We start from the raw sequence: 19,957 nt of genomic DNA on the forward strand, positions 1-19,957 counted from the left end.
AGCAGACGACCATTCGGCCCTCTCCTACGAAGGAGCTCTCATGGCAGCACCCAGCCCCGGTTATTCCATCACCCTGCAGGTCAAGGCCCCCGCGTCCTTCACCGCGACCTCCGACCTGACCGCAGAGGTGGCCGCCTCCGGTGCTGCCATCACCGGCCTGGACGTGGTGGAGTCCCACCACGAGTACATGATCGTCGCCGTCAGCTGCAACACCATCGACGCCGGTCACGCCGAGCGCGTGCGCCAGGCCCTGGACGCCCTGGACGGGACCGAGGTCCTGGAACTCTCGGACCAGACGTTCCAGCTGCACGAGGGCGGGAAGATCGAGACCACCCTGCGGGTGCCGCTGCGCACCCGCGACGACCTCTCCCGGGCCTACACCCCGGGCGTGGCCCGGGTCTGCCAGGCCATCGCGAAGGACAAGGACCTGGCCCGTCAGTACACCGTCAAGAAGAACACGGTCGCCGTGGTCACCGACGGCACCGCGGTGCTGGGCCTGGGGGACATCGGCCCCGAGGCCGCGATGCCCGTGATGGAGGGCAAGGCCGCCCTGTTCAAGCAGTTCGCCGGCGTCGACGCCTGGCCGGTGGCCCTGGACACCAAGGACACCGAGGAGATCATCTCCATCGTCAAGGCCATCGCCCCGGCCTACGGCGGCATCAACCTCGAGGACATCTCCGCCCCGCGCTGCTTCGAGATCGAGGCCCGCCTGCGCGAGGAACTGGACATCCCGGTGTTCCACGACGACCAGCACGGCACCGCCATCGTGGTACAGGCCGCGCTGACCAACGCCCTGAAGCTGACCGGCAAGAAGATCGAGGACGTGCGCATCGTCGTCTCCGGCGTCGGCGCCGCCGGCACCGCGATCATCCGCCTGCTGATGGCCTCGGGCGCCCGCCACATCGTGGCCGCCGGCCGGGCCGGGGTGATCGAGCGCGGCTCCACGCACACGGACTCCAACCGCCAGTGGCTGGCCGACAACACCAACGCCGGCTCCTTCTCGGGCACGCTCAAGGAGGCCGTGGTCGGGGCCGACGTGTTCATCGGCGTCTCCGCCCCGAACCTGCTGGACGAGGCGGACATCGCCGCCATGAACGACGGGGCCATGGTCTTCGCCATGTCCAACCCGGACCCCGAGGTCGACCCCGCCGCGGCCTCCAAGCACGCCGCCGTGGTGGCCACCGGCCGGTCGGACTTCCCGAACCAGATCAACAACGTGCTGGCCTTCCCCGGGTTCTTCCGCGGGCTGCTGGACGCCGGAGCCTCCGATATCACCGACGAGATGCTGGTCGTGGCCGCCGAGGCCATCGCCTCCTGCATCTCCGACGAGGAGCTCAACCCCGGCTTCATCATCCCCTCGGTCTTCGACCCCGAGGTCTCCGAGCGCGTGGCCCAGGCCGTGGCGGCTGCCGCCACACCGCGTAGCTGATCCCTTTCCCGGGACCGCTGGGATCCCCGGATCCCCCGGCCCGGGTCCTGGCGGCCGGCGCCACCGATCCTGGTCGGGGCGCCGGCCGCCGGCGTCTGCGGGCACCGGAGTCTGGGAACTGGCTGGGAAGTGTTTGACCGTCCGGCGGCGCGGGTGAAGACTCGAGGCATCACCCAACCGGCGGGACCCGCCACGAAGGAGACACGATGAAGCGATTGATCACCCTGGGCGTCGGCGCGGCGATCGGCTATCTGCTGGGGAGCCGCGAAGGCCGCCAGAACCTCGACAAGTTCGCGAAGAACGCGCAGAAGCTCTGGAACGACCCCAAGACCCAGGAGCAGGTCCACAAGGCTGCCTCCACCGTGAAGGACAAGGCCCCGGGCGTGGCGGACAAGGCCACCGGACTGGCCGACAAGGCCGCTGACTCGATCCGGGACCGCGCTCCCGGCGTGGCGGACAAGGCCAGTGCCGCGGCCCACGCCGTCGCGGACAAGGCGACCGCCGCCACCCAGGGCCTGGCCGACAGGGCGGGCACCACCTCCCAGGACTCCGGCGGCAAGCACGCCTCGCCCGGCACGTCCTACGACACCGCGGTCAAGGAGTCCGAGGGGTCATCCGGCACCGGCCAGCAGGGCGGTACTCCCACCCCCGGCCCGTCCCAGACCTCCGGAGGCAGCGGACCGGACCGCTACTGAGCGTCCCGCCTCCCGCATGACAGGAGAAGACCCCGGTTCCCGCCCAGGGAACCGGGGTCTTCTCGTCGTCGGGCCCTGGATGATCCGGGGGCCCGGTGGTCAGGCCTGCACGCGGTTGCGCAGTGCGAAGGAGGCCCCGTAGTGGTTCTGGGGCAGGTGGTCACCCCGGCCGAACAGCTTGTGGCGCATGGTGCCCTCGGTGTACTCGGTCTTGTAGCGGCCCAGCTTCTGCAGTTCCGGGACCACGTACTGCACGATGTCCTCGAAGGTGCCCGGGGTGATGTGGTAGGCGAGGTTGAACCCGTCCACGTCGGTCTCGTCCTGGATGCGGACCAGTTCCCTCGCCACGGTCTCGCCGGAGCCGATGATGACCGGGCCGAACCCGCCCACGCCGCACCACTCGGCGATGCGCCGCACCGTCCACGGGTTGCCGTCGTCCCCCGAGGCCTTCTTGAAGGTCTCGATGGTGGACTGGATGGCGTTGGACTCCACGTCGCCCAGCGGCTCGTCGAGGTCGAACTGGGACAGGTCGATGCCCATCCAGCCGCTCATCAGCACGAGGCCGCCCTCGACGTCGATGTACTTCGTGAGCTCCTCGTACTTGGCCTGTGCCTCCTCGTCGGTGGCACCCGTGACGATGGTCTGCATGGACATGATGCGGAGGTCGTACGGATCGCGGCCGGCCTCGACGGCGGCCCGGCGGAGCTTCGCCGCGGTGCCCTTGATCAGTTCGGCCGTGGGCGAGTTGATGAACACGGCCTCGGCGTGCTTGCCGGCGAAGGCCCGGCCGCGCGTGGAGGCGCCGGCCTGGTAGATCACGGGGGTGCGCTGCTTGGACGGCTCGGTGAAGGCGATGCCGGGGGTCTTGAAATACGTGCCCTCGTGCTCGATGCGGTGGACCTTGGACGGGTCGATGAAGACGCCCGACTCCTTGTCGTTGACGACCGCGTCGTCCTCCCACGAGCCCTCGAGCAGCTTGTAGACCACGTCGAGGTACTCGTCGGCGTGGTTGTAGCGCTCGTCGTGCTCCATCTGGTCCTCGTGCCCGAAGTTCCGGGCGGCCGAGGGCAGGTAGCCCGTCACGACGTTCCAGCCCACGCGGCCCTCGGTGAGGTGGTCCAGCGTGGCCAGGCGGCGTGCGAAGGCGTACGGGTGCTCGTAGGCGGTGCCCGCGGTGACGCCGAAGGTGAGGTGCTTGGTCACGGCGGCCATCGGCGGGACCACAAGGATCGGGTCGTTGGTGGGCACCTGGGTGCCGGCCTTCAGGGTGGCCTCGTCCGAGCTGCCGTAGACGTCGTAGGGACCCAGGACGTCGGCGATGAAGATGCCGTCGAACAGGCCCTTCTCCAGCGTCTGGGCCAGCCCCGTCCAGTAGCCCAGGGTGTTGTAGTCGCGGGCGTGGTCGTCCGGGTGGCGCCACAGGCCGGGGGACTGGTGGGCCACGCAGTTCATGTCGAAGGCGTTGAAGAGGATCTCGCGCCGGCCGGCGGGGGTGGTCGGCACCCCTGCGGGCAGTCCGGCGGTGGTGTTCTGGGCATTCGATGACGTCATGGTGATGCTCCTTCCATCGGTCCTGGCGGTAGCACCGGTCCCGCGCCCCGGGGGCGCGTGGTGGTTGCTGCGGCGTCGACGAGCCAGGTCTCTCGGCCGCTCTGGATGGTTACCGGGCAATTGGAGCACACCGTCCGGGGCCGGGACGAATCCGGTGTCCTCCGGTGACGTCAGCCCGCGGCCACCACCACGACAGGATCCGTGGTGGGGGCCGGCGATCCCCCGGCGGGCTCGAGGGTGAGGGCCAGCGCCGCCCTGGCCGGCACCTCGGGCAGCCGGACGAGGGCCAGACCGTCGTCGAGTTCCAGGAGCCCCGCGGACCGGGGCGACTGATCGCCCTCGAGGGTCCACAACTGGTAGACGCGGTCACCCTCCGGGGCAGCAAGGCCCCGGGCGGCCACCACGGTCTCGCCCGAGGGGGCCCGCGCGACCTCGACTGTGCCGCCGCCCGCCACGGGTGCCGTCTCCTGACGGGCTCCGTCCTGTCCGAGTACCTGTTCGATGGCCACCACCTGGTCCTGCTGCGTCAGGCCCCCGTCCTGCCACGGCTGGGCGAGGAGCAGCACTGCGGCGGTCGCGGCCGCCGCCGCAGTGGCGGCCACCGCGGTCCAGGCCCGACGGCGGCCGGGCCAGCGTCGTTCCCGCTGGTCCCGCAGGCTGGTGGGCGCGTCCGGATCCTGCGATCCCGCGGTGGCGGCACCGGCGGACGTCGCCTCGGGACGCACCCCGGTGTGTGCGGACCGGAGGGACCTGGCCTCGGCGTCGACGGCGCCCAGGACGCGGTCCCTCAGCCCGGCAGGCGGCGCCGCGTTCTCGCGGGTGCCCAGACCGTCCGTGGCCCGCAGCAGGGCGTCGGCCTCGGCCCGCAGGACGGGGTCGACGCGCAATCGCTCCTCGATCCGGCGCCGCTCGGCCTCGTCCACGGCATTAAGGGCCCAGGCGGCGAGCAGTTCCCGTTCGTCGGCCATCACTCCACCCCCAGGCAGTCCAGTAGTCGGTGCAGGCCGGTGCGCATCCGTGATTTCACGGTGGCGAGCTTGGCCCCGAGCCGGTCGGCGACCTCTCGGTACGAGAGCCCGCCGTAGTATGCGGCCGTGACGGCCTCGTGTTCCAGGGCCGTCAGCGCACCCAGGCAGTCGGCCACCCGGCCCCGGTCCTCGGCGTCGGTCACCGCCTCGGAGACGTCGTCGTGGTCCCGGCCAAAGGATGCCGCGCCTGCCCGGAGCTCCCGGTCGCGTCGGGACTGGGTGGATCGCACCAGGTCCACGGCCCGCCGGTGGGTGATCGAGCAGACCCAGCCGATCACCGATCCCCGCTCGCGGCGGTACCCCCCGGCGCCACGCCAGGCGTCCAGCAGGGCCTCCTGGGTGACGTCAGCCGCCAGGTCCCGGTCCCGCACCACGCGCAGGGCCAGGCCATACGCACGCGGGGCGACGGCGTCGTAGAAGGCGGCGAAGGCCTGCTGATCCCCCTGGGCGCTGCGCCGGAGGTGGTCCACCAACTGGTCCTCACCGGCCCCGGTCCGCGGGCGCGGGCCTGGGGGCGTGGTCCCCGGTCCGGCGTCGCGCGTCATCCGGCCAGCGTATCCGCGCCCTGCTCCCCCGTGCGAGGCGAGGCCAGGATCGGCGTGGCGCTGGTTCGACCGCGGCGTCCCGGGATGCCCCTGGGGGCAACCGGGACGCCGTGCGCCGGTCACCGGCCCGGACCGGTCACGGGACGAGGGCCTCCGCCATCGAGTCGATGGCCCCGGAGAGCGTCTCCACGTGCATGCCCAGCCCCTCGGCGATGTCCGCGGCCGGCAGTTCTCCACCGCTGATCTCCTCGAAGAACTCCCCGGCCTGCGGGCGGTATCCGTCCAGGTCCATCAGGGCCTGCTCGGCGGCCTCGGTGTCCCCACCGGCCCGGGCCTGCGCATAGTCCACGAAGAACCCGATGTGCTCACGCCACAGTTCCAGGAACGCCGTGCCCTGCTCCTCGCCGGCCAGCGAGCCGATCTTCTCGGCGAGGGCCTTCGAATTGGTGTCCAGGGTGGCGGCCGCCGCGGTGAAGGCCTCCGAGTCGGTGCCACCCTGTGCGGTGTAGGCGGTGAACACGGCGATCCCGGCGAGGTAGACGTGCTCCTGCAGGTCGTAGGTGAGCTGAGCCCGCAGCGTGGCGGCGTCGTCCATCGGGTCGCCTTCCATCCCGGTGGCCGTGACGACGCCACCGGAGATGGTGGCCGCCGCCTCGCCGACGTGGTGCGCGGCCATCCGCAGGTCGTCGTAGGCGGCCGGGTCGCCGGCTGCGAGGCCGTCGATGGCCATGGTGAGGGTGTCCACATGGCCGTGCAGGGACTCCGTGACGGCCCCGGCCGGCAGCTCGCCGCCCGTGAGTTCCTCGAAGAACGAGCCGGCTTCCTGCGTGTACCCCTCGAGGTCCGCCATCGCCTGCTCCTTGGCGGCCGCGTCCCCACCCTTGGCGGCCGCGGCGTAGTCCACGAAGTAGCCGATGTGCTCGCGCCACAGCTGCAGGAACGCCTCCGAGGTCTCCGCGTCCGAGGCGGCCTCGATGGTGGCTGCCAGCTCCTGGGAGTTCTCGTCCAGGGCGGCGGAGGCCAGTTCGGTCTCCGGGCTGTCGAGTTCGGTGGCGTAGGCCGTGGCCACCGTCATCCCGGCCAGGTAGACGTGCTCCTGCAGTTGTGCCGTCAAGGTGGCTCGCACGGTCGCCGCGTCGGAGGAGGGGTCTCCCCCCACGTCTGCCGCGGTGGCGAATCCGGTGGCCAGGGTCTCGGCGGTCTTGGGCATGTGGGCCGCGGCGGTCCGGGCGTCGGCGAACGGGTCACCGGTGGAGGCCGGCATCGGCATGTCCTCCGACGCACCGCCCTCCATGCCCCCGGACGTGTTCGCGGAGGCCGAGGGCGAGGCGGACATCGACGCCGAGGCGGTGGACTGGTCCGGTTGCGCGCCTGCGTCCCCTCCGGCGCCGCAGGCGGCGAGGGACAGGGCGAGGGCAATGGTGCCGAGGACGGCCGCGGACTTCTTCGTGGTGTTCGTGGTCATGACTGCTCCTTGGTCGATCCAGCGTTGACGTCTGGTGTTCGGAGCAGGTGCCGGGCCGGATGGGTCCGGCGTGGAAATTCTCGTCGCGAGGTCCGGAAAGCCCCCTCAGGCCGTGCCTGTGGACAGGTAGGGCACCGGCGCGGTGCCGTTGACCTCCCAGTCGCCCACCATGCGGGCCATGAAGACCGCCGGGTCGTGGCTGGCCAGGGTCCGTGCGTTGCGCCAGTGCCGGTCCAGCTGCAGCTCGGTGCTCGTGGCGGAGGCGCCGAGGGTGTCGAAGATGCGCGTGCAGGTGTCCAGGACGAGCCGGGGCACCATCACGTGCGCCCGATGGGCCGTCAGGGCGGCGCGTTGCAGGGCCTCGGCGGCAGCACCGTCGTCGCCGCCGTCATCGCCCGCGTCCGCCCCGACGGCGGCTCGCCCGCCCTGGGTGTCGCGCCCCGCGGCCGCGAGCGCCAGTGCCGCGTCCAGGTCACGTCCGGCGGCACGGACCAGTTCCTCGGCGGTGGCCTGCTGGGCGGACAGCTCGCCGATGATCCCCAGGAGCTGGTCGTCCTCCCGCGGGGTGAGCCCGCCCGCGGTGTTCGGTGACCGGCGCCGGCGCTTCGTCTGGTCGACCCCGTCCCTCAGCGCGGCCCGCCCGACCCCGGCGAGCAGGGCCATCAGGGTGGCCTCGTGGTGCAGCGGCACGTGCCCGTCGGCCGGTGGCAGCGCCAGCAGCTCCTCGACGCCGGCCCGGTCGAACTCGACCGTGCCGGTACCGGTCAGCCGCTGGCCGAACCCGTCCCAGTCGTCCTTGACGAGCGTCCGCGGTTGACGGACCCTCACGACGGCGAGCGCCAGCCGCGCGGAGCCCGGGGAGCCTCCGGAGGCGCCGGACGCCAGGTTCTGCCGGGAACCGCCGCGACGGCGCCCGGGCAGGGGAACGGCGTCGTCGAGGCGGGCCGTCGCCAGGGTCCACGTGGCGAAGATGCTGCCGGTGGTGTAGTACTTGCGGCCGCTGATCCGCAGCTGGCCGCCCTCGTCCCGGGAGACGGTCGTGTCCATCTCGCCCAGCGCCGGCCCGCGGGCCTCGGACAGCGCGCTGCCGGCCAGTTCGCCGTCCGCCACCCGTTCCAGCCACCTCGTGCGCAGGGCCTCGTCCGGCTGGGCGAGGACGTGCTCGACGAAGCTGAGGTGGCTGCGGACCAGGTGCGCCGTGTTCGCGTCCACCGCGGCGAGGTCCATCAGCAGGCGCAGCATGTCCTCCTGCCCGGCACCGGGGCCCCCGGCCTCCACCGGGACGGTGAGCGTGCCGATCCCCACCGCACGGAGCTGCTCGAGAGCGGCGAAGGGCAGGTGACGGCCGGCCTCCCGGGCCGGTTCCCCGCGGGCGATGTCCTGGAGGGCGGGGGCGAACCGCCCGGCCAGGTCCTGGTAGGTGGTGACGTGCACGGTCGAGGTCATGGAATCTCCCATCGGTCCCGGCGGTAGCACCCGGTCCCCTGTCAAGGGCGGGTTGCTGCGGCGTCGTCGATCCGGGTCTCTCGGCCGCTCTGGATGGTTGCGTCTCCATCAGACCACTGGCGTGCCTTGGTGGCCAAGTCGGACACCTCCCTCAGGCGTCACCTGTGGCTGTGGCCCGGGCCCGGGAACGTGTTGTCGCGGCGGCGGAATGCTCGCGGAAGGCACCGCGGTAACGAGCGGCCGGGTGGCGCTCGGGCAGGCGGTCTCCCTGGCCGTAGAGCTTCTGGCGCAGCGTGCCGGGCGTGTACTCCCCCTGCGTCAGCCCCCGGCGCCGAAGCTCGGGCAACACGCCCTCGATGAACTCCACGTAGCTGCCGGGAATGGTGTGGTTGACCAGGTTGATGCCGTCGACGCCGGCGTCCTGCCAGTCCTCCAGGGCATCCGCGATCTGCTCCGGTGTGCCCGCCAGAAGGTTGGCCCGCGTCCGGAACAGCGCGAAGTCGCGGACGGTCGGCGTGTCCGTATCGGCGAATCGCCGAACGGCTTCCAGCTGTCCACGACCGCCCTCGGTCACCAGGCCCGCCAGCGGTTCGTCCGGGTCTCGCCCCCCGAAGTCGATGCCGAGCCCGCCTCCGGTGTGCGCCAGCAAGGCGTCCACGTCCATCGTGGAATCGAGGTCCGCCAGCCTGCGCGCGACTTCTCCCTCGGTACTCCCCGTCACCACGTGGAACCCCTGGATGAACACGACGTCCCGTTCCTTGCGCCCCTGGCTCACGGCCTGTCTCCGCACGTGGGCGGTGTACTCCCCTGCAGCCCTGGGGTGGGGCAGCAGGGTGAACGTGGCCTCGGCATGACGGGCGCAGAACTGCTGGCCGCGGGGTGAGGCGCCAGCCTGGAAGAGCACTGGCGTCCGCTGGCTCGAGGGCGCACTCAGGTGCGGCCCCTCGATGGAGTATCGCTCGCCGCGGTGATGGATCTTGTGAACACCCTCGGGGTCCGCCAGCATCCCTTGGTCCTTGTCCGCCAGGAACGCCCCCTCGTCCCAGGAACCCTCCCAGAGCTTGTAGACGGCCTCGAGGTATTCCTCAGCCCAGTCGTACCGCTCGTCATGACGGGCGAGCTCGGTGGCGCCGAAGTTGCGATGAGAGTTCTCGAGCACGCTGGTGACGATGTTCCACCCGGCGCGGCCATCGGACAGGTGATCCAGCGTGGAGAGTTGACGGGCGAATTGGAACGGATGGGACTGGATGATGGATGAGGTCGCGGCCAGGCCGATATCACTCGTCGCCCCCGCCAGCGCGGACAGCAGGACCAGCGGGTCGTTCGACGGCACTTGCAGGCCTCGTCGGACATGGCCGTCCCATCCCCCGTCGTAGTCCCCGTACAGACCCACGACATCCGCGAAGAACAGGGCGTCGAAACGCGCGTCCTCCAACCGGCGGGCAAGGTCGGTCCACAGTGACAGCTCGTTGAAACGGTGCTGTTCCGCCTCCGGTCGACGCCACTGCCCACCCATGATGTGGCTGGTGGTGTTCATCAGGAAGGCGTTGACGATCAGTCGGGGCCGGCCGCCTCGGCGTCCTGGGGAGGCCCCGGAAGGCTGGGTCATCGTGTGCTCCTCAGTGGGCGGGACGGAACGGGACACCTGCGGGGAAGCGACGGTTCACTGCGTCGTTCACTGCGTGGCGAATTCCGACCAGATCTGCTGTGAGTTGTCCACGGTGATCTCGTCGGTGTACTCCACGACTCCGCCCTGGTAGTCCTGGTACCACTGCTCGACCTCGTCCGACTGGTACGCCTCCTGGAGGACGCGTGCCGCCTCCGTGTCACGGAACTCGGGCTTGGCGGCGACGACCACGGAGAACGGCAGCTCCACCTCGGGGTCGTCCTCGAGGATCAGCCCGGTCTCGTCCACGTCGTGGCCGGCCTCGGCGATCAGGCGGATGAAGCCGAAGCCCGCGTCGACGTCGGGAAGCGTCTGCGCCAGCGACTGCTGGTCCACCTCGATGAATTCGAGGTTCTTCGGGTTGGCCGTGATGTCACGCTGGGACAGCTGCGTCACCGGCTTCGAGGCATCCAGCTCGATCAGGCCGGCTTCCTCGATCAGCTTGAGCGCACGGCCGTTGTTGCTGGTGTCCACCGGGATGGAGACCTTGGCACCGTCCGGGAGGTCGTCGAAGGAGTCGTGCTTGAGCGAGAAGACGCCGCTGCGCCCGTAGTAGACGGAGAACACCGGTTCCACGGCGGTGTTGTTGTCCCGGTTGAACTGTTCGAGGTAGGCCAGGTGCTGGAAGAAGTTCACGTCGTACTCCCCCTGCTCCACCGTCTGGTTCGGCTGGATGATGTCCGTGACGTACGTGGTCTCCAACGTCCATCCGTCCTCGGCGAGCCTCTCCTTTACCAGCTCCGTGGGCTCCTGGTACGGAGCCGACTCCGTGACGATCATCGAGATGGTCCGGTCCTCGTCGGGACCGCCGGCTGCCTGGGACAGTCCGCACGATGTCAGGGCGAGGCCCGCCACGGAGGCGAGGGCGAGCAATCGGACGGCCCGGGTTCCCGCAACCCGGCATGCGGCGCCGAAGCGGGTGAGGGGTGAGGCGTGGATGGTCATGGGAGTTCCTTTCAACAGCGGGGGGCGGGCACGGCGGAGCAGCGTCGCGCGACGAGCGCGACGGGGCCGGGCCACGGCAGGGGAGGTCCGTCACCGGCGACGGAGAGGGTTAGGGAGAGGGAGAGGGAAGCGGAGAGGCGAACGGCACAGACCGCTGCGGCTGGACCGGGGTGAGTCGGACGCGGACGGTCAGGTGATGCGTTTGTCGGTCGCGTGCACCAGGCGTGCTCCGCTGAACTGCACCAGGGACACGAGCGCCAGCATGATGACGATGGCCGCCATCATCACCTCGGTCTCGTACCGGTAGTAGCCGTAACGGATGGCGAAGTCGCCGATGCCACCGCCGCCGACGAGCCCGACCATGGCGGAGTACGAGATGAAGCTGACCGTGGTGATGGTGATCGATCCGATGATCGCCGGCCGGGCGTCGACCAGCAGGATGTTGCGGATGATCTGCCCGCGCGTGGCCCCCATGGCACGGGCAGCCTCGATGGCACCCCCGCCGAGCTGGGTCATGTTCTGCTCCACGAGCCGGGCGAAGTACGGAATGGCGTTGACGGTGAGGGGGACGATCGCCGCTGCCGTCCCCACCGTGGTGCCGACGAGCAACCGGGTGAGGGGGATGATGGCGATCAGCAGGATCAGGAACGGGAACGAACGCACGGCGTTGACCAGTCCCGAGACGATCCGGTGCGCCCGGGGCGACGGCGCGATGCCTGCCGGTGCCCGGGTGAAGAGCCAGATGCCCAGCGGCGTTCCGAGGACGACGGCCACGGGGATCGCCACGGCGATCATGACGAAGGTCTGGCCGAGGGCGAACGTGAGTTCCGGCAGGAGTTCGGTGACGCGCTCCACGTCAGTTCACCGCCCCTGCGGTGACAGCGTGAACGGAGTGCTGACGCCGTTCCCGGGAGGGCTCGCGGAGCTCCAGGGCCTCGGGCACCTCCGCCGACCGGTGGCGGTCCACGCTGATCCCCTCCGACACCAGGTAGCGCCCGATCGACGTGGTCGGGACGAAACGGCCCGAGGTCAGGTCGGGGACGGTGAAACGTTCCACGATCCGGCCGTCCTCCATCACGGAGACGTCGTCGGCGAGGGCCTTGATGACCTCCATCTCATGGGTCACGATGACCACCGTGATGCCGAGCCGGTGATTGATGTCCGCCAGGTACTGAAGCACGGTGGCAGTGGTGAAGGGGTCAAGCGCGGAGGTCGGCTCGTCGCACAGCAGGAGGTTCGGTTCGGTCGCCAGGGCTCGCGCGATGGCGACCCGCTGCTTCTGGCCTCCGGAGAGCTGTGCCGGATAGGAATCCGCCTTGTCGGCCAGGTCGACCAGGTCGAGCGCTTCCACCGCCCGGCGCCGGCGTTGCCGCCCGTCGGACAGTCCGGCGAACTTCAGGCTCAGTTCGACGTTGCCCAGCGCCGTGTGGTTGTTGACCAGGTTGAAGCCCTGGAAGATCATGCCGATCTGATGGCGGCGCTCGCGCAGGGCCTCGGCCGACAGCGCGGTCAGTTCGTCACCGTCCACCCAGACCTCGCCCGCGCTCGGACGTTCCAGGAGGTTGATGTTCCGCAGCAGGGTCGACTTCCCGGCACCCGAGAACCCGATGATGCCGTGGATGGAGCCGCGCTCGACCTCGAGGCTGACGTCGTCCACCGCCGTGAGGGACCGGCGCCGGGGCACCGACCCGGGTTCCGCAGCCGGACGATGCCGGGGCCACCAGGAACGCGGCCGGCCCGGGACGGACGTGTCGCGGCCCACCGGGAACGTGGTGGTGACATGGCGCAGGGAAATCACGAGGAATACCTCCATCGGTCCTGGCAGTAGCACCCTGTCCCCTGTCGGGCGGGTTGCTGCGGCGTCGTCGAGCCAGATCTCTCGGCCGCTCTGGATGGTTACGGATCCACTGTGGGGGTGGCTGGACGAGGCACGCCAACCGGACGTCATAAACCGACGCCTGCCCGTCCAGGAATGCGGTCGGCGACCGTCTGCGCCTCACGAAGCGCTTGTGTGACACCGCATGACGTCATCTCACGTCACGGGAGCCCGCAGCAGGTCACGCCGGAACCCATCCGCTGACCACCGTGTTTGCGGCAGGGCACCGGTGGCTGATTGACTGGACGCGCAACCATCCAGAGCGGCCGAGAGATCTGGCTCCGTGACGCCGCAGCAACCCTCCGCTTCACCGGGCAAGGGTGCTCATGCCAGAAGCGATGGAGAGTGATCACCATGACTGCCCTTGCCGAACTGAGCCCTGCCGGCCGCGCCCCCGCGCGGGCCCGGGGCGCCGCCACCGCCCCGGACGCACCGGAGAGCCTTGCGGTGGAGTTCCGCGGCGTCGGCCGCGCGTTCCCCACCGCCGAGGGCCCCCGGGCCGTGTTGCGGGACATCACCCTGACCGTGGAACCCGGCGAGGTGCTGGCCATCCTCGGCGCCTCCGGTTGCGGCAAGTCCACCCTGCTGCGGGCCGCCGGCGGACTGGACACCGGCAACTCCGGGGACATCCTCATCGGCGGCGAGCCGGTCACCGCCCATGACCCACGCACCGCCGTCGGCTTCCAGGAACCGCGCCTGATGCCCTGGCGCACCCTGCACCAGAACGTGGCCCTGGGCCTGCCGCACGGCACGGGCCGCAGCGAGGGCCGGAAGCGCGTGGACGAGCTGCTCGATCTCGTCGGGCTGGGCGCCCACGCCGATCACCGGCCCCGCGAGGTCTCCGGCGGCATGGCCCAGCGGACCTCGCTGGCCCGGGCACTGGCCCGGCGCCCCGGCGTGCTGCTGCTGGACGAACCGTTCGGCGCCCTCGACGCGCTGACCCGGCTGAAGATGCAGGACCTGCTCCTGGACATCCATGCCCGCACGGCCACCACCATCCTGCTGGTCACCCACGACGTGGACGAGGCACTGCAGCTGGCCGACCGCATCCTGCTGCTCGGCAAGGATCCCGGCGCCGCTGCCGGGGCCACCGCCCGCAAGGTCCTCACCGTGCCCGGGACACGTCCGCGCCCCCGCGGCTCAGCCGAGCTGGCCGCGCTGCGCTCGGAGCTGCTCGACGGCCTCGGCGTCGATGCCCACCGGCACTGACCGCTCCGGTGCCGCACCGGCGGCACCGCCCCGCCGACTCTGACCGGCACCCACGGTCCCCGGACCGCCCCCTGCTCGACCCTTCCGCCCCTCTTGTTCCACCCTCCCCGCCCCCGTGCGATCCCCTGTCCTGAAAGGCACCACCATGCGCTCCCGACTCACGCTCTCCGCCGCGGTCCTCGCCGTCTCCGCCCTCGCCCTCACCGGGTGCGTGGCCGGGGAGGGTTCGGGCGGTGACGCCGCCGAGGCCGGTGCCCCGGCTGGCGGTGCCGACACCCTGGACATCGACTTCGCCACCTACAACCCGCTCTCCCTGGTCATCAAGGAGAAGGGCTGGCTGGAGGAGGAGCTCTCCGACGAGGGCGTCACCGTCAACTGGGTCCAGTCCGCGGGGTCCAACAAGGCCAACGAGGCGCTGCGCGCAGAGGCCGTCGACGTCGGCTCCACCGCCGGCTCCGCGGCCCTGCTGGCCCGCGCCAACGGCACCGAGATCAAGACGATCGGCCTCTACTCCCAGCCGGAGTGGGCGGCCCTGGTCACCACCGCCGACTCGGGCATCACGGAGGTCACCGACCTGGTGGGCAAGAACGTGGCCGCCACCAAGGGCACGGACCCGTACTTCTTCCTCATCCAGGCCCTCGAGGAGGCCGGAGTGGACCCGTCCGAGGTCACCGTGCAGAACCTGCAGCACGCCGACGGCAACTCCGCCCTGGCCAACGGCTCCGTGGACGCCTGGTCCGGACTGGACCCGATCATGGCCGGCGCCGAGGCCGAGGGCGCCGAGCTGTTCTACCGCAACGTGGACTTCAACACGTACGGCTTCCTCAACGCCACCGAGTCCTTCCTCGAGGAGTCCCCCGAGCTGGCCCAGGCCGTGCTGGACGTCTACGAGAAGGCGCGCGCCTGGGCGCTGGAGAACCCCGAGGAGACCGCCGCGATCCTCGCCGAGGTCGCCGGCCTCGAGGAGGACGTGGCCACCACCGTCATCCAGGAGCGCTCCAACCTGGACGTGGACCCGGTCCCCGGGCAGGCCCAGCTCGACGTGCTCGAGAGGGTCGGCCCCATCCTGGTGGAGACCGGTGACGTCGCCAGCCAGGAGAACGTGGACGCCGCGCTGGCCGAGCTGCTCGAGCCCTCCTACGCCGAGAAGGCCACGCAGTGAGTACCCCCGCGTCCCCGAACACCGTCACCCCGGCCTCGGCCCCGGCGGACCTGGCCGCGGGCGAACGGAACCGGCGTGCGGCACCGGCCGGTTCCGGCCCCGGGACGCCGCGCGCCCGCGGAGCCCTGGGCACCGCGGCCGGCCGCGCCGCCGTCGGCCTCCTGGTGCCGGTACTGCTCGTGGCGTTGTGGTGGGCGGTGACCGAGGCCGGACTGTTCTCCCCGGTGCAGCTGCCCTCGCCGGCCTCCGTGGTGCAGGCGGGCGTCCAGCTGGCGGCGGACGGCCCCCTGTGGCACCACATCGCCATCTCCGTGCAGCGGGTGCTGATCGGCTTCGCGATCGGCGGCGTGCTGGGCCTGCTCGTCGGTTCCGTGCTGGGACTGTCCCGGTGGGCGGATGCCCTGTTCTCCCCGCTCACCGGGGCCATCCGCGCCGTGCCGTCCCTGGCGTGGGTGCCGCTGCTGATCCTGTGGATGGGGATCGGCGAGGACTCGAAGATCACGCTCATCGCGATCGGGGCGTTCTTCCCCATCTTCACGAACGTCTACTCGGCACTGAAGCACGTGGACCCGCACCTGGTGGAGGCCGGCCGGGCCTTCGGCTATCACGGCCTGCGCCTGCTGCGCACCGTCCAGCTGCCGGCCGTGATCCCCTCGGTGTTCTCGGGACTGCGCCTGGCCCTGGCCCAGGCATGGCTGTTCCTGGTGGCCGCCGAGCTCATCGCCTCCTCCATGGGCCTGGGCTTCCTGCTCACCGACTCGCAGAACAACGGGCGCACCGACCGGCTGATCCTGGCGATCGTGCTGCTGGCCGTGATCGGCAAGGTCACGGACGCCGTCCTGGGCCTGGTGGAGAAGTGGGCGGTGCGGCGCTGGTCCTAGGCCGGCCCGGGGCGTCCGGGGTCACCGGCCCGCCTGACTGGTCACCGGGCTGGTCCCTCAACCGGTCACCTGGCGTTCGCCCGCGGGCCCTAGGATGCCCCCCGTGCATCCCGTTTCCCTGAAGAACCCCTGGTGAACAAGGTGCGGTTCATCCATCCGTACGGGCCGTCCCCCTCGGCGGTCAGCCGGGGTACACAGCGGAAGTAGATGCCGGCCGGACCGACGGCTTCTCCGGCCACCAACCTCCGCAGGTCTTCAGGGTCGCCGGTGGGGTACTACTGGAAATCGGCTCCCGCATTGAGCACGCTGCCGGTGATATGGGGACCGTGGGCGCGTCCGCCCCGGATGGGGACGACGCGGCGCACACCGTCCACGGTCCTTCTGATGCCGATGGGCGGATCAACGTCCACGTCGGTGCTGAGAACGTGCTTCAGGGGTGATGGCGCCGGCGCCCCAGCCGCGGTTGCGGCGGGGTCTCGAGGCGGATGAGTCGTCGTGATGGTCCATTCAGCGTTGTGGTTCGGTGGTCTTGAGGGCGTTGATGGCGACCTTGACCCGCCGGGGTAGTTTCTGCCCGGCTGGCACCACGGCCATGATGGCGTTGGCGGGGGTCTTGTCGGCGACCGGCTTGTAGACGACCTTGTGTCCGTCGAAGGTGGCACCGGTGGCGGGGATGCTGTTGGCGAAGGAATACCCCAGGCCTCGGCCCACAATGGTGCGGATGGTGTCCATGTTCGCGCTGCGCCATCCCACTTTGATGGCCAGTCCTGCCGATTCCACGGTGGTGATCATCCGTTCTGCGGTGGGTGGGACGTCCAGCAACACGGCCGGCTCGTCCACAATGTCACGCAGCCACACCGAGTCCTGGTCCGCGAGGCGATGGCCCGCCGGCAACATCACATGCAGACGTACCGAGGCGATCTGGATTTGTTCCAGGTCCGGGTCCGTCTGCCAGGAGTAGAGCAGGGCCAGGTCCAGGCGGCCAGCCCGCAACTGTTCCTGCAGCGCGTCCGGCGCGCCTTCGACGAAGCTCAGCTCCACGAGGGGATGTTCCGTGGTGAAGTGCTCGATCAGCGGGGGCACCACACGCGGCGACATGGTCAGGCTCACCCCCACCCGCAACAGGCCCCGGATGGCGCCGCCCTGGTCGCGCACGGCTTCCTGGGCCTCCTCGACCTGTTCCAGGACGGTTCGTGCGTGGGCGGCGAACTCCACCCCTGCCGCAGTGGGGGCCACTTTTCTGGAACGGCTGCGCACCAACAGGGTGACCCCGACGGCCTTTTCCAGATCCGCCACGGCCATAGACGCGGCCCCCTGGGAGACATGGCAGGCGGCCGCGGCCGCCGTGACTGAACCCAGGTCGACGATGGCCACGAAGTACCGCATCTGCCGCAGTGTGACTTCAGGCATCAGTTCTCCTAATCAATGGCATCTGATCTATTGACTATTCACATCCTGTAACCCGGATCACACTAGTGGGTACCCCGGTTATCCACCATCAAACTTCTGGAGAACACTCGTGAGCCTCTCTGCCCCTCCCAGCCTTCGCCCGCGGATCGTCACCCTGGGAACCGCCGGTGGCCCGCGATGGTGGCGCGCCGAGCAGGCGAGCCGACGCACCGGTATCGCCACGGCCGTGGTGGTCGGCGACGCGGTCTACCTGGTCGACTGCGGTCACGGTGTCGGGCGGCGGATGTCCGAGGCCGGCCTGGAGATCAGCGACCTGCGCGCGGTCTTCCTCACCCACCTGCACTCCGATCACACCGTGGATCTGGCCAGCCTGGCCATCTTCGGCCTGTTCGAGCTGATTGGCCGCGAACACGACCCCGTGCGGATCATCGGGCCGGGCAACCGCGGGGTACTCCCCCCGGCCTCTCCGCGGGCCACGGTGCCGCCGGTTCCGCTGGCCCCGGACTGCCCCACCCCCGGCACCCGCGAGATGTTCCAGACGCTGATGCGCGCCCATGCGACTGACCTCAATGACCGCATCATCGACTCCCTGCGGCCCTCGCCCCTGGATTTGTTCGACGCCCGGGACATCGAGATCCCGGCCGGTATCGGTTACCACCCCAACGACAACCCCACCCCGGGGATGGAGCCATTCGAGATCTACCGCGACGACCTAGTCACCGTCACCGCGATCCTCGTCGAACACCCCCCGGTCGCCCCGGCCTTCGGACTGCGCTTCGACACCGCAGAGGGGTCGGTGACCTTCTCGGGCGACACGGCCTACACGCCGAACATGGTCCGCCTGGCCCGCGACACGGACCTGCTGCTGCACGAGGCCATAGACTTCACCGGCTTCGTGGAGGCAACCTACGCCGGCAAGACCGACGCGGGTTCGCGCGCGGCCCGCGACCACCACTACAAGTCCCACACCTCCGTCTCGGACGCCGCACGCGTGGCCCAGCAGGCCGGGGCACGCCAGCTGGCGTTGCACCACCTCGTCCCCGGTACCGCGCCGGACTCGGTGTGGCGTGAGGCCGGACAGCACTTCGAGGGGATCTTCCACGTCCCCGATGACCTCGACGTGATCGAACTGCAGCCCGCCCTCGACCGTCTCGCCCTCTGACCCTCAAACGCCAGCGAGGAACCATCATGCACAACACACCCACCATCCAGTCCGACCTGCCGCCGGAGGCCCCGCAGGTGCAGGAATCGATGAACACCAAGGACATGCGTCGCATCCTGTCCTCGAGCTTCATCGGCAGCGCCATCGAGTACTACGACTTCATCCTCTACGCCACGGCAGCGTCCCTGGTGTTCAACCACGTGTTCTTCGCCGACCTCGGGCCGAGTTTCGCGCTGTTCGCCTCTTTCGCCACACTCGCGGCGGGTTACTTCGCCCGCCCCCTGGGCGGCATCGTCTTCGGCCACTACGGCGACCGGATCGGCAGGAAGAAGATGCTGGTGCTGTCCATGCTGATGATGGGCGGGGCCACCATGCTCATGGGCGTGCTACCCACGACCGCACAGATCGGCATCGCCGCCCCGATCATCCTGGTGCTGCTGCGTCTGGTCCAGGGCGTCGCCGTCGGCGGAGAATGGGGAGGGGCCGCGCTGATGGCCATGGAGCATGCACCGCAGCGCCGGCGCGGCTTCGCGACCGCCTTCGCCAACGGCGGCGGCCCGGCCGGCGGCATCCTCGCCACCCTGGTCGTCTCCGCCACCTCCGCCCTGACGGGAGACGCCTTCCTGGAATGGGGTTGGCGCATCCCCTTCCTGCTCTCCGCCGCACTGATCGCCGTCGGCATGGTCATCCGCCTGAAGGTCACCGAGACGCCGATGTTCGCCCAACTGGCCGAGGCCGGGGACAAGCGGCGCCTACCGCTGATGGAGGTGTTGCGCAACCACCCGCGCGCCGTCGTGCTCAGTCTCGTGGCCGCCGTGAGCTTCTACTGCTGCCAGGGACTGCTCACCGTCTGGGGCGTCTCCATCGCCGCCTCCGAAGGCGTCGACCGCGAGGCGGTGTTGAACTGGAAGGCCACCGGGGCGGTCCTCACCCTCGTGGTGACCTTCTGGGCCGCCCGCATGAGTGACCGCATCGGGCGCCGACGGATGCTCGCCATCGGCGGCGTCGCCGGGATCGTTGCCGCCTACCCGCTGATGCTGTTGCTCAACAACGGAACGATCTGGGGCTTCGCCGTGGCTATCGTCGTGGGCAACGGGGTCATCCAGGGCCTGCTGTACGGACCGATCGGCGCCTTCATCGCCGAGCAGTTCCCCACCCACGTCCGCTACACCGGGGCGTCGCTGTCCTACCAGGGTGCCTCCGTGCTGGGCGCCGGGCTCAGCCCAATGATCGCCACCGGCCTGATGGTCGCCGGCGGCACCGGCCTCGTCGCCGGCTTCTGGATCGCCGTCCTGGCCGCAGGACTCATCGCCGTCCTGCTCACCAAAGAAGGATCCCGCCTCACACTCACCTGACCGGGATCATATTCACCGGTGGTCGCTCCCAGTGCGTATCCGAGAGCGACCACCGACCCGTGCCTTGATCCACGCGGCGCATAGGGTGTCCGAGCAGACACACCCGGTAGGACACGGGTCCCGTGCTTCGAG

Annotated in this window: 17 protein-coding genes, 1 pseudogene and 4 riboswitches; of the genes and pseudogenes, 7 read left to right on the forward strand and 11 right to left on the reverse strand. The window is 70.3% G+C overall.

From position 1 onward, the window contains the following. Positions 1 to 40: 40 nt before the first annotated feature. Positions 41 to 1,429: an NAD-dependent malic enzyme gene (locus GGQ69_RS13745; protein ID WP_183529545.1), complete on the forward strand. Its 1,389-nt coding sequence runs from the start codon at positions 41 to 43 to the stop codon at positions 1,427 to 1,429. A gap of 206 nt (positions 1,430 to 1,635) precedes the next feature. Further along, the gene (locus tag GGQ69_RS16600; protein ID WP_255459748.1) at positions 1,636 to 2,124 is read left to right on the forward strand and encodes a YtxH domain-containing protein; all 489 of its coding nucleotides are present in this window, start codon (positions 1,636 to 1,638) and stop codon (positions 2,122 to 2,124) included. Between the two features lie 99 nt (positions 2,125 to 2,223). On the opposite strand, the gene GGQ69_RS13755 is transcribed toward GGQ69_RS16600, so the two are convergent. The 9 genes from GGQ69_RS13755 to GGQ69_RS13795 all read right to left on the reverse strand — a co-directional run bounded on the left by GGQ69_RS13755 (position 2,224) and on the right by GGQ69_RS13795 (position 12,583). Next, complete coding sequence (locus GGQ69_RS13755) at positions 2,224 to 3,675, reverse strand: LLM class flavin-dependent oxidoreductase (RefSeq protein ID WP_255459749.1); 1,452 nt, start codon at positions 3,673 to 3,675, stop codon at positions 2,224 to 2,226. Positions 3,676 to 3,685: 10 nt separating this feature from the next. After that, a riboswitch (SAM riboswitch) is annotated at positions 3,686 to 3,787 on the reverse strand. Positions 3,788 to 3,845: 58 nt separating this feature from the next. Continuing rightward, entirely contained in the window at positions 3,846 to 4,643 is a 798-nt protein-coding gene (locus GGQ69_RS13760) for an anti-sigma factor (RefSeq protein WP_183529547.1), read from the reverse strand. Further along, the gene (locus GGQ69_RS13765) at positions 4,643 to 5,248 is read right to left on the reverse strand and encodes a sigma-70 family RNA polymerase sigma factor (protein WP_183529549.1); all 606 of its coding nucleotides are present in this window, start codon (positions 5,246 to 5,248) and stop codon (positions 4,643 to 4,645) included. Before GGQ69_RS13765 ends, GGQ69_RS13760 begins: the two co-directional genes overlap by 1 nt. Positions 5,249 to 5,384: 136 nt before the next feature. Further along, the gene (locus GGQ69_RS13770) at positions 5,385 to 6,713 is read right to left on the reverse strand and encodes a hypothetical protein (RefSeq protein WP_183529551.1); all 1,329 of its coding nucleotides are present in this window, start codon (positions 6,711 to 6,713) and stop codon (positions 5,385 to 5,387) included. A gap of 105 nt (positions 6,714 to 6,818) precedes the next feature. Then, positions 6,819 to 8,159 carry an acyl-CoA dehydrogenase family protein gene (locus tag GGQ69_RS13775; RefSeq protein ID WP_183529553.1) on the reverse strand — a complete coding sequence of 447 codons (1,341 nt, stop codon included), beginning with the start codon at positions 8,157 to 8,159 and terminating at the stop codon, positions 6,819 to 6,821. A gap of 5 nt (positions 8,160 to 8,164) precedes the next feature. After that, positions 8,165 to 8,259, reverse strand: a riboswitch (SAM riboswitch). A 51-nt stretch (positions 8,260 to 8,310) separates the two neighbouring features. After that, positions 8,311 to 9,768 carry an NtaA/DmoA family FMN-dependent monooxygenase gene (locus tag GGQ69_RS13780; protein ID WP_183529555.1) on the reverse strand — a complete coding sequence of 486 codons (1,458 nt, stop codon included), beginning with the start codon at positions 9,766 to 9,768 and terminating at the stop codon, positions 8,311 to 8,313. Positions 9,769 to 9,834: 66 nt separating this feature from the next. After that, positions 9,835 to 10,770: a MetQ/NlpA family ABC transporter substrate-binding protein gene (locus GGQ69_RS13785; protein WP_183529557.1), complete on the reverse strand. Its 936-nt coding sequence runs from the start codon at positions 10,768 to 10,770 to the stop codon at positions 9,835 to 9,837. A gap of 189 nt (positions 10,771 to 10,959) precedes the next feature. Continuing rightward, a complete protein-coding gene (locus GGQ69_RS13790) occupies positions 10,960 to 11,625 on the reverse strand; it encodes a methionine ABC transporter permease (protein ID WP_370577193.1) in 666 nt (221 codons plus the stop codon). Between the two features lies 1 nt (position 11,626). Then, on the reverse strand, positions 11,627 to 12,583 hold the full coding sequence (locus GGQ69_RS13795; RefSeq protein ID WP_183529559.1) for a methionine ABC transporter ATP-binding protein: 957 nt from the start codon (positions 12,581 to 12,583) through the stop codon (positions 11,627 to 11,629). After that, positions 12,577 to 12,669: riboswitch (SAM riboswitch) on the reverse strand. It overlaps the preceding gene by 7 nt. A 227-nt stretch (positions 12,670 to 12,896) precedes the next feature. After that, positions 12,897 to 12,991: riboswitch (SAM riboswitch) on the forward strand. Positions 12,992 to 13,000: 9 nt separating this feature from the next. Between GGQ69_RS13795 and GGQ69_RS13800 the strand changes: the two genes are divergently transcribed. From GGQ69_RS13800 to GGQ69_RS13810, 3 genes are all read left to right on the forward strand, one after another. Beyond that, entirely contained in the window at positions 13,001 to 13,855 is an 855-nt protein-coding gene (locus GGQ69_RS13800) for an ABC transporter ATP-binding protein (RefSeq protein WP_221243819.1), read from the forward strand. A gap of 145 nt (positions 13,856 to 14,000) precedes the next feature. Continuing rightward, the gene (locus GGQ69_RS13805) at positions 14,001 to 15,017 is read left to right on the forward strand and encodes an aliphatic sulfonate ABC transporter substrate-binding protein (RefSeq protein ID WP_183529563.1); all 1,017 of its coding nucleotides are present in this window, start codon (positions 14,001 to 14,003) and stop codon (positions 15,015 to 15,017) included. Then, a complete protein-coding gene (locus tag GGQ69_RS13810) occupies positions 15,014 to 15,898 on the forward strand; it encodes an ABC transporter permease (protein ID WP_183529565.1) in 885 nt (294 codons plus the stop codon). The genes GGQ69_RS13805 and GGQ69_RS13810 overlap by 4 nt, the downstream gene beginning before the upstream one ends. Positions 15,899 to 15,987: 89 nt before the next feature. Here GGQ69_RS13810 and GGQ69_RS16910 read toward each other — a convergent pair. Beyond that, positions 15,988 to 16,398: pseudogene (locus GGQ69_RS16910) on the reverse strand (DUF3237 family protein). Between the two features lie 7 nt (positions 16,399 to 16,405). Further along, positions 16,406 to 17,308, reverse strand: a complete 903-nt coding sequence (locus tag GGQ69_RS13820) for a LysR family transcriptional regulator (protein ID WP_183529567.1) — start codon at positions 17,306 to 17,308, stop codon at positions 16,406 to 16,408. A gap of 109 nt (positions 17,309 to 17,417) precedes the next feature. On the opposite strand from GGQ69_RS13820, the gene GGQ69_RS13825 reads away from it, so the two are divergent. After that, positions 17,418 to 18,470: an MBL fold metallo-hydrolase gene (locus GGQ69_RS13825; RefSeq protein WP_183529569.1), complete on the forward strand. Its 1,053-nt coding sequence runs from the start codon at positions 17,418 to 17,420 to the stop codon at positions 18,468 to 18,470. A 26-nt stretch (positions 18,471 to 18,496) separates the two neighbouring features. Continuing rightward, entirely contained in the window at positions 18,497 to 19,825 is a 1,329-nt protein-coding gene (locus tag GGQ69_RS13830; RefSeq protein WP_183529571.1) for an MFS transporter, read from the forward strand. Positions 19,826 to 19,957 lie beyond the last annotated feature (132 nt).

It is taken from the genome of Micrococcus sp. TA1, assembly GCF_014199555.1.
In the GTDB taxonomy this organism is placed as follows: Bacteria; Actinomycetota; Actinomycetes; order Actinomycetales; family Micrococcaceae; genus Citricoccus.

Coding starts and splice junctions, on each gene's coding strand:
- GGQ69_RS13830 (WP_183529571.1), top strand. CDS start 18,497: ATGCACAACACACCCACCATCCAGTCCGACCTGCCGCCGGAGGCCCCG.
- GGQ69_RS13780 (WP_183529555.1), bottom strand. CDS start 9,768: ATGACCCAGCCTTCCGGGGCCTCCCCAGGACGCCGAGGCGGCCGGCCC.
- GGQ69_RS13775 (WP_183529553.1), bottom strand. CDS start 8,159: ATGACCTCGACCGTGCACGTCACCACCTACCAGGACCTGGCCGGGCGG.
- GGQ69_RS13770 (WP_183529551.1), bottom strand. CDS start 6,713: ATGACCACGAACACCACGAAGAAGTCCGCGGCCGTCCTCGGCACCATT.
- GGQ69_RS16600 (WP_255459748.1), top strand. CDS start 1,636: ATGAAGCGATTGATCACCCTGGGCGTCGGCGCGGCGATCGGCTATCTG.
- GGQ69_RS13800 (WP_221243819.1), top strand. CDS start 13,001: ATGACTGCCCTTGCCGAACTGAGCCCTGCCGGCCGCGCCCCCGCGCGG.
- GGQ69_RS13760 (WP_183529547.1), bottom strand. CDS start 4,643: ATGGCCGACGAACGGGAACTGCTCGCCGCCTGGGCCCTTAATGCCGTG.
- GGQ69_RS13765 (WP_183529549.1), bottom strand. CDS start 5,248: ATGACGCGCGACGCCGGACCGGGGACCACGCCCCCAGGCCCGCGCCCG.
- GGQ69_RS13805 (WP_183529563.1), top strand. CDS start 14,001: ATGCGCTCCCGACTCACGCTCTCCGCCGCGGTCCTCGCCGTCTCCGCC.
- GGQ69_RS13785 (WP_183529557.1), bottom strand. CDS start 10,770: ATGACCATCCACGCCTCACCCCTCACCCGCTTCGGCGCCGCATGCCGG.
- GGQ69_RS13755 (WP_255459749.1), bottom strand. CDS start 3,675: ATGACGTCATCGAATGCCCAGAACACCACCGCCGGACTGCCCGCAGGG.
- GGQ69_RS13745 (WP_183529545.1), top strand. CDS start 41: ATGGCAGCACCCAGCCCCGGTTATTCCATCACCCTGCAGGTCAAGGCC.
- GGQ69_RS13820 (WP_183529567.1), bottom strand. CDS start 17,308: ATGCCTGAAGTCACACTGCGGCAGATGCGGTACTTCGTGGCCATCGTC.
- GGQ69_RS13795 (WP_183529559.1), bottom strand. CDS start 12,583: ATGGAGGTATTCCTCGTGATTTCCCTGCGCCATGTCACCACCACGTTC.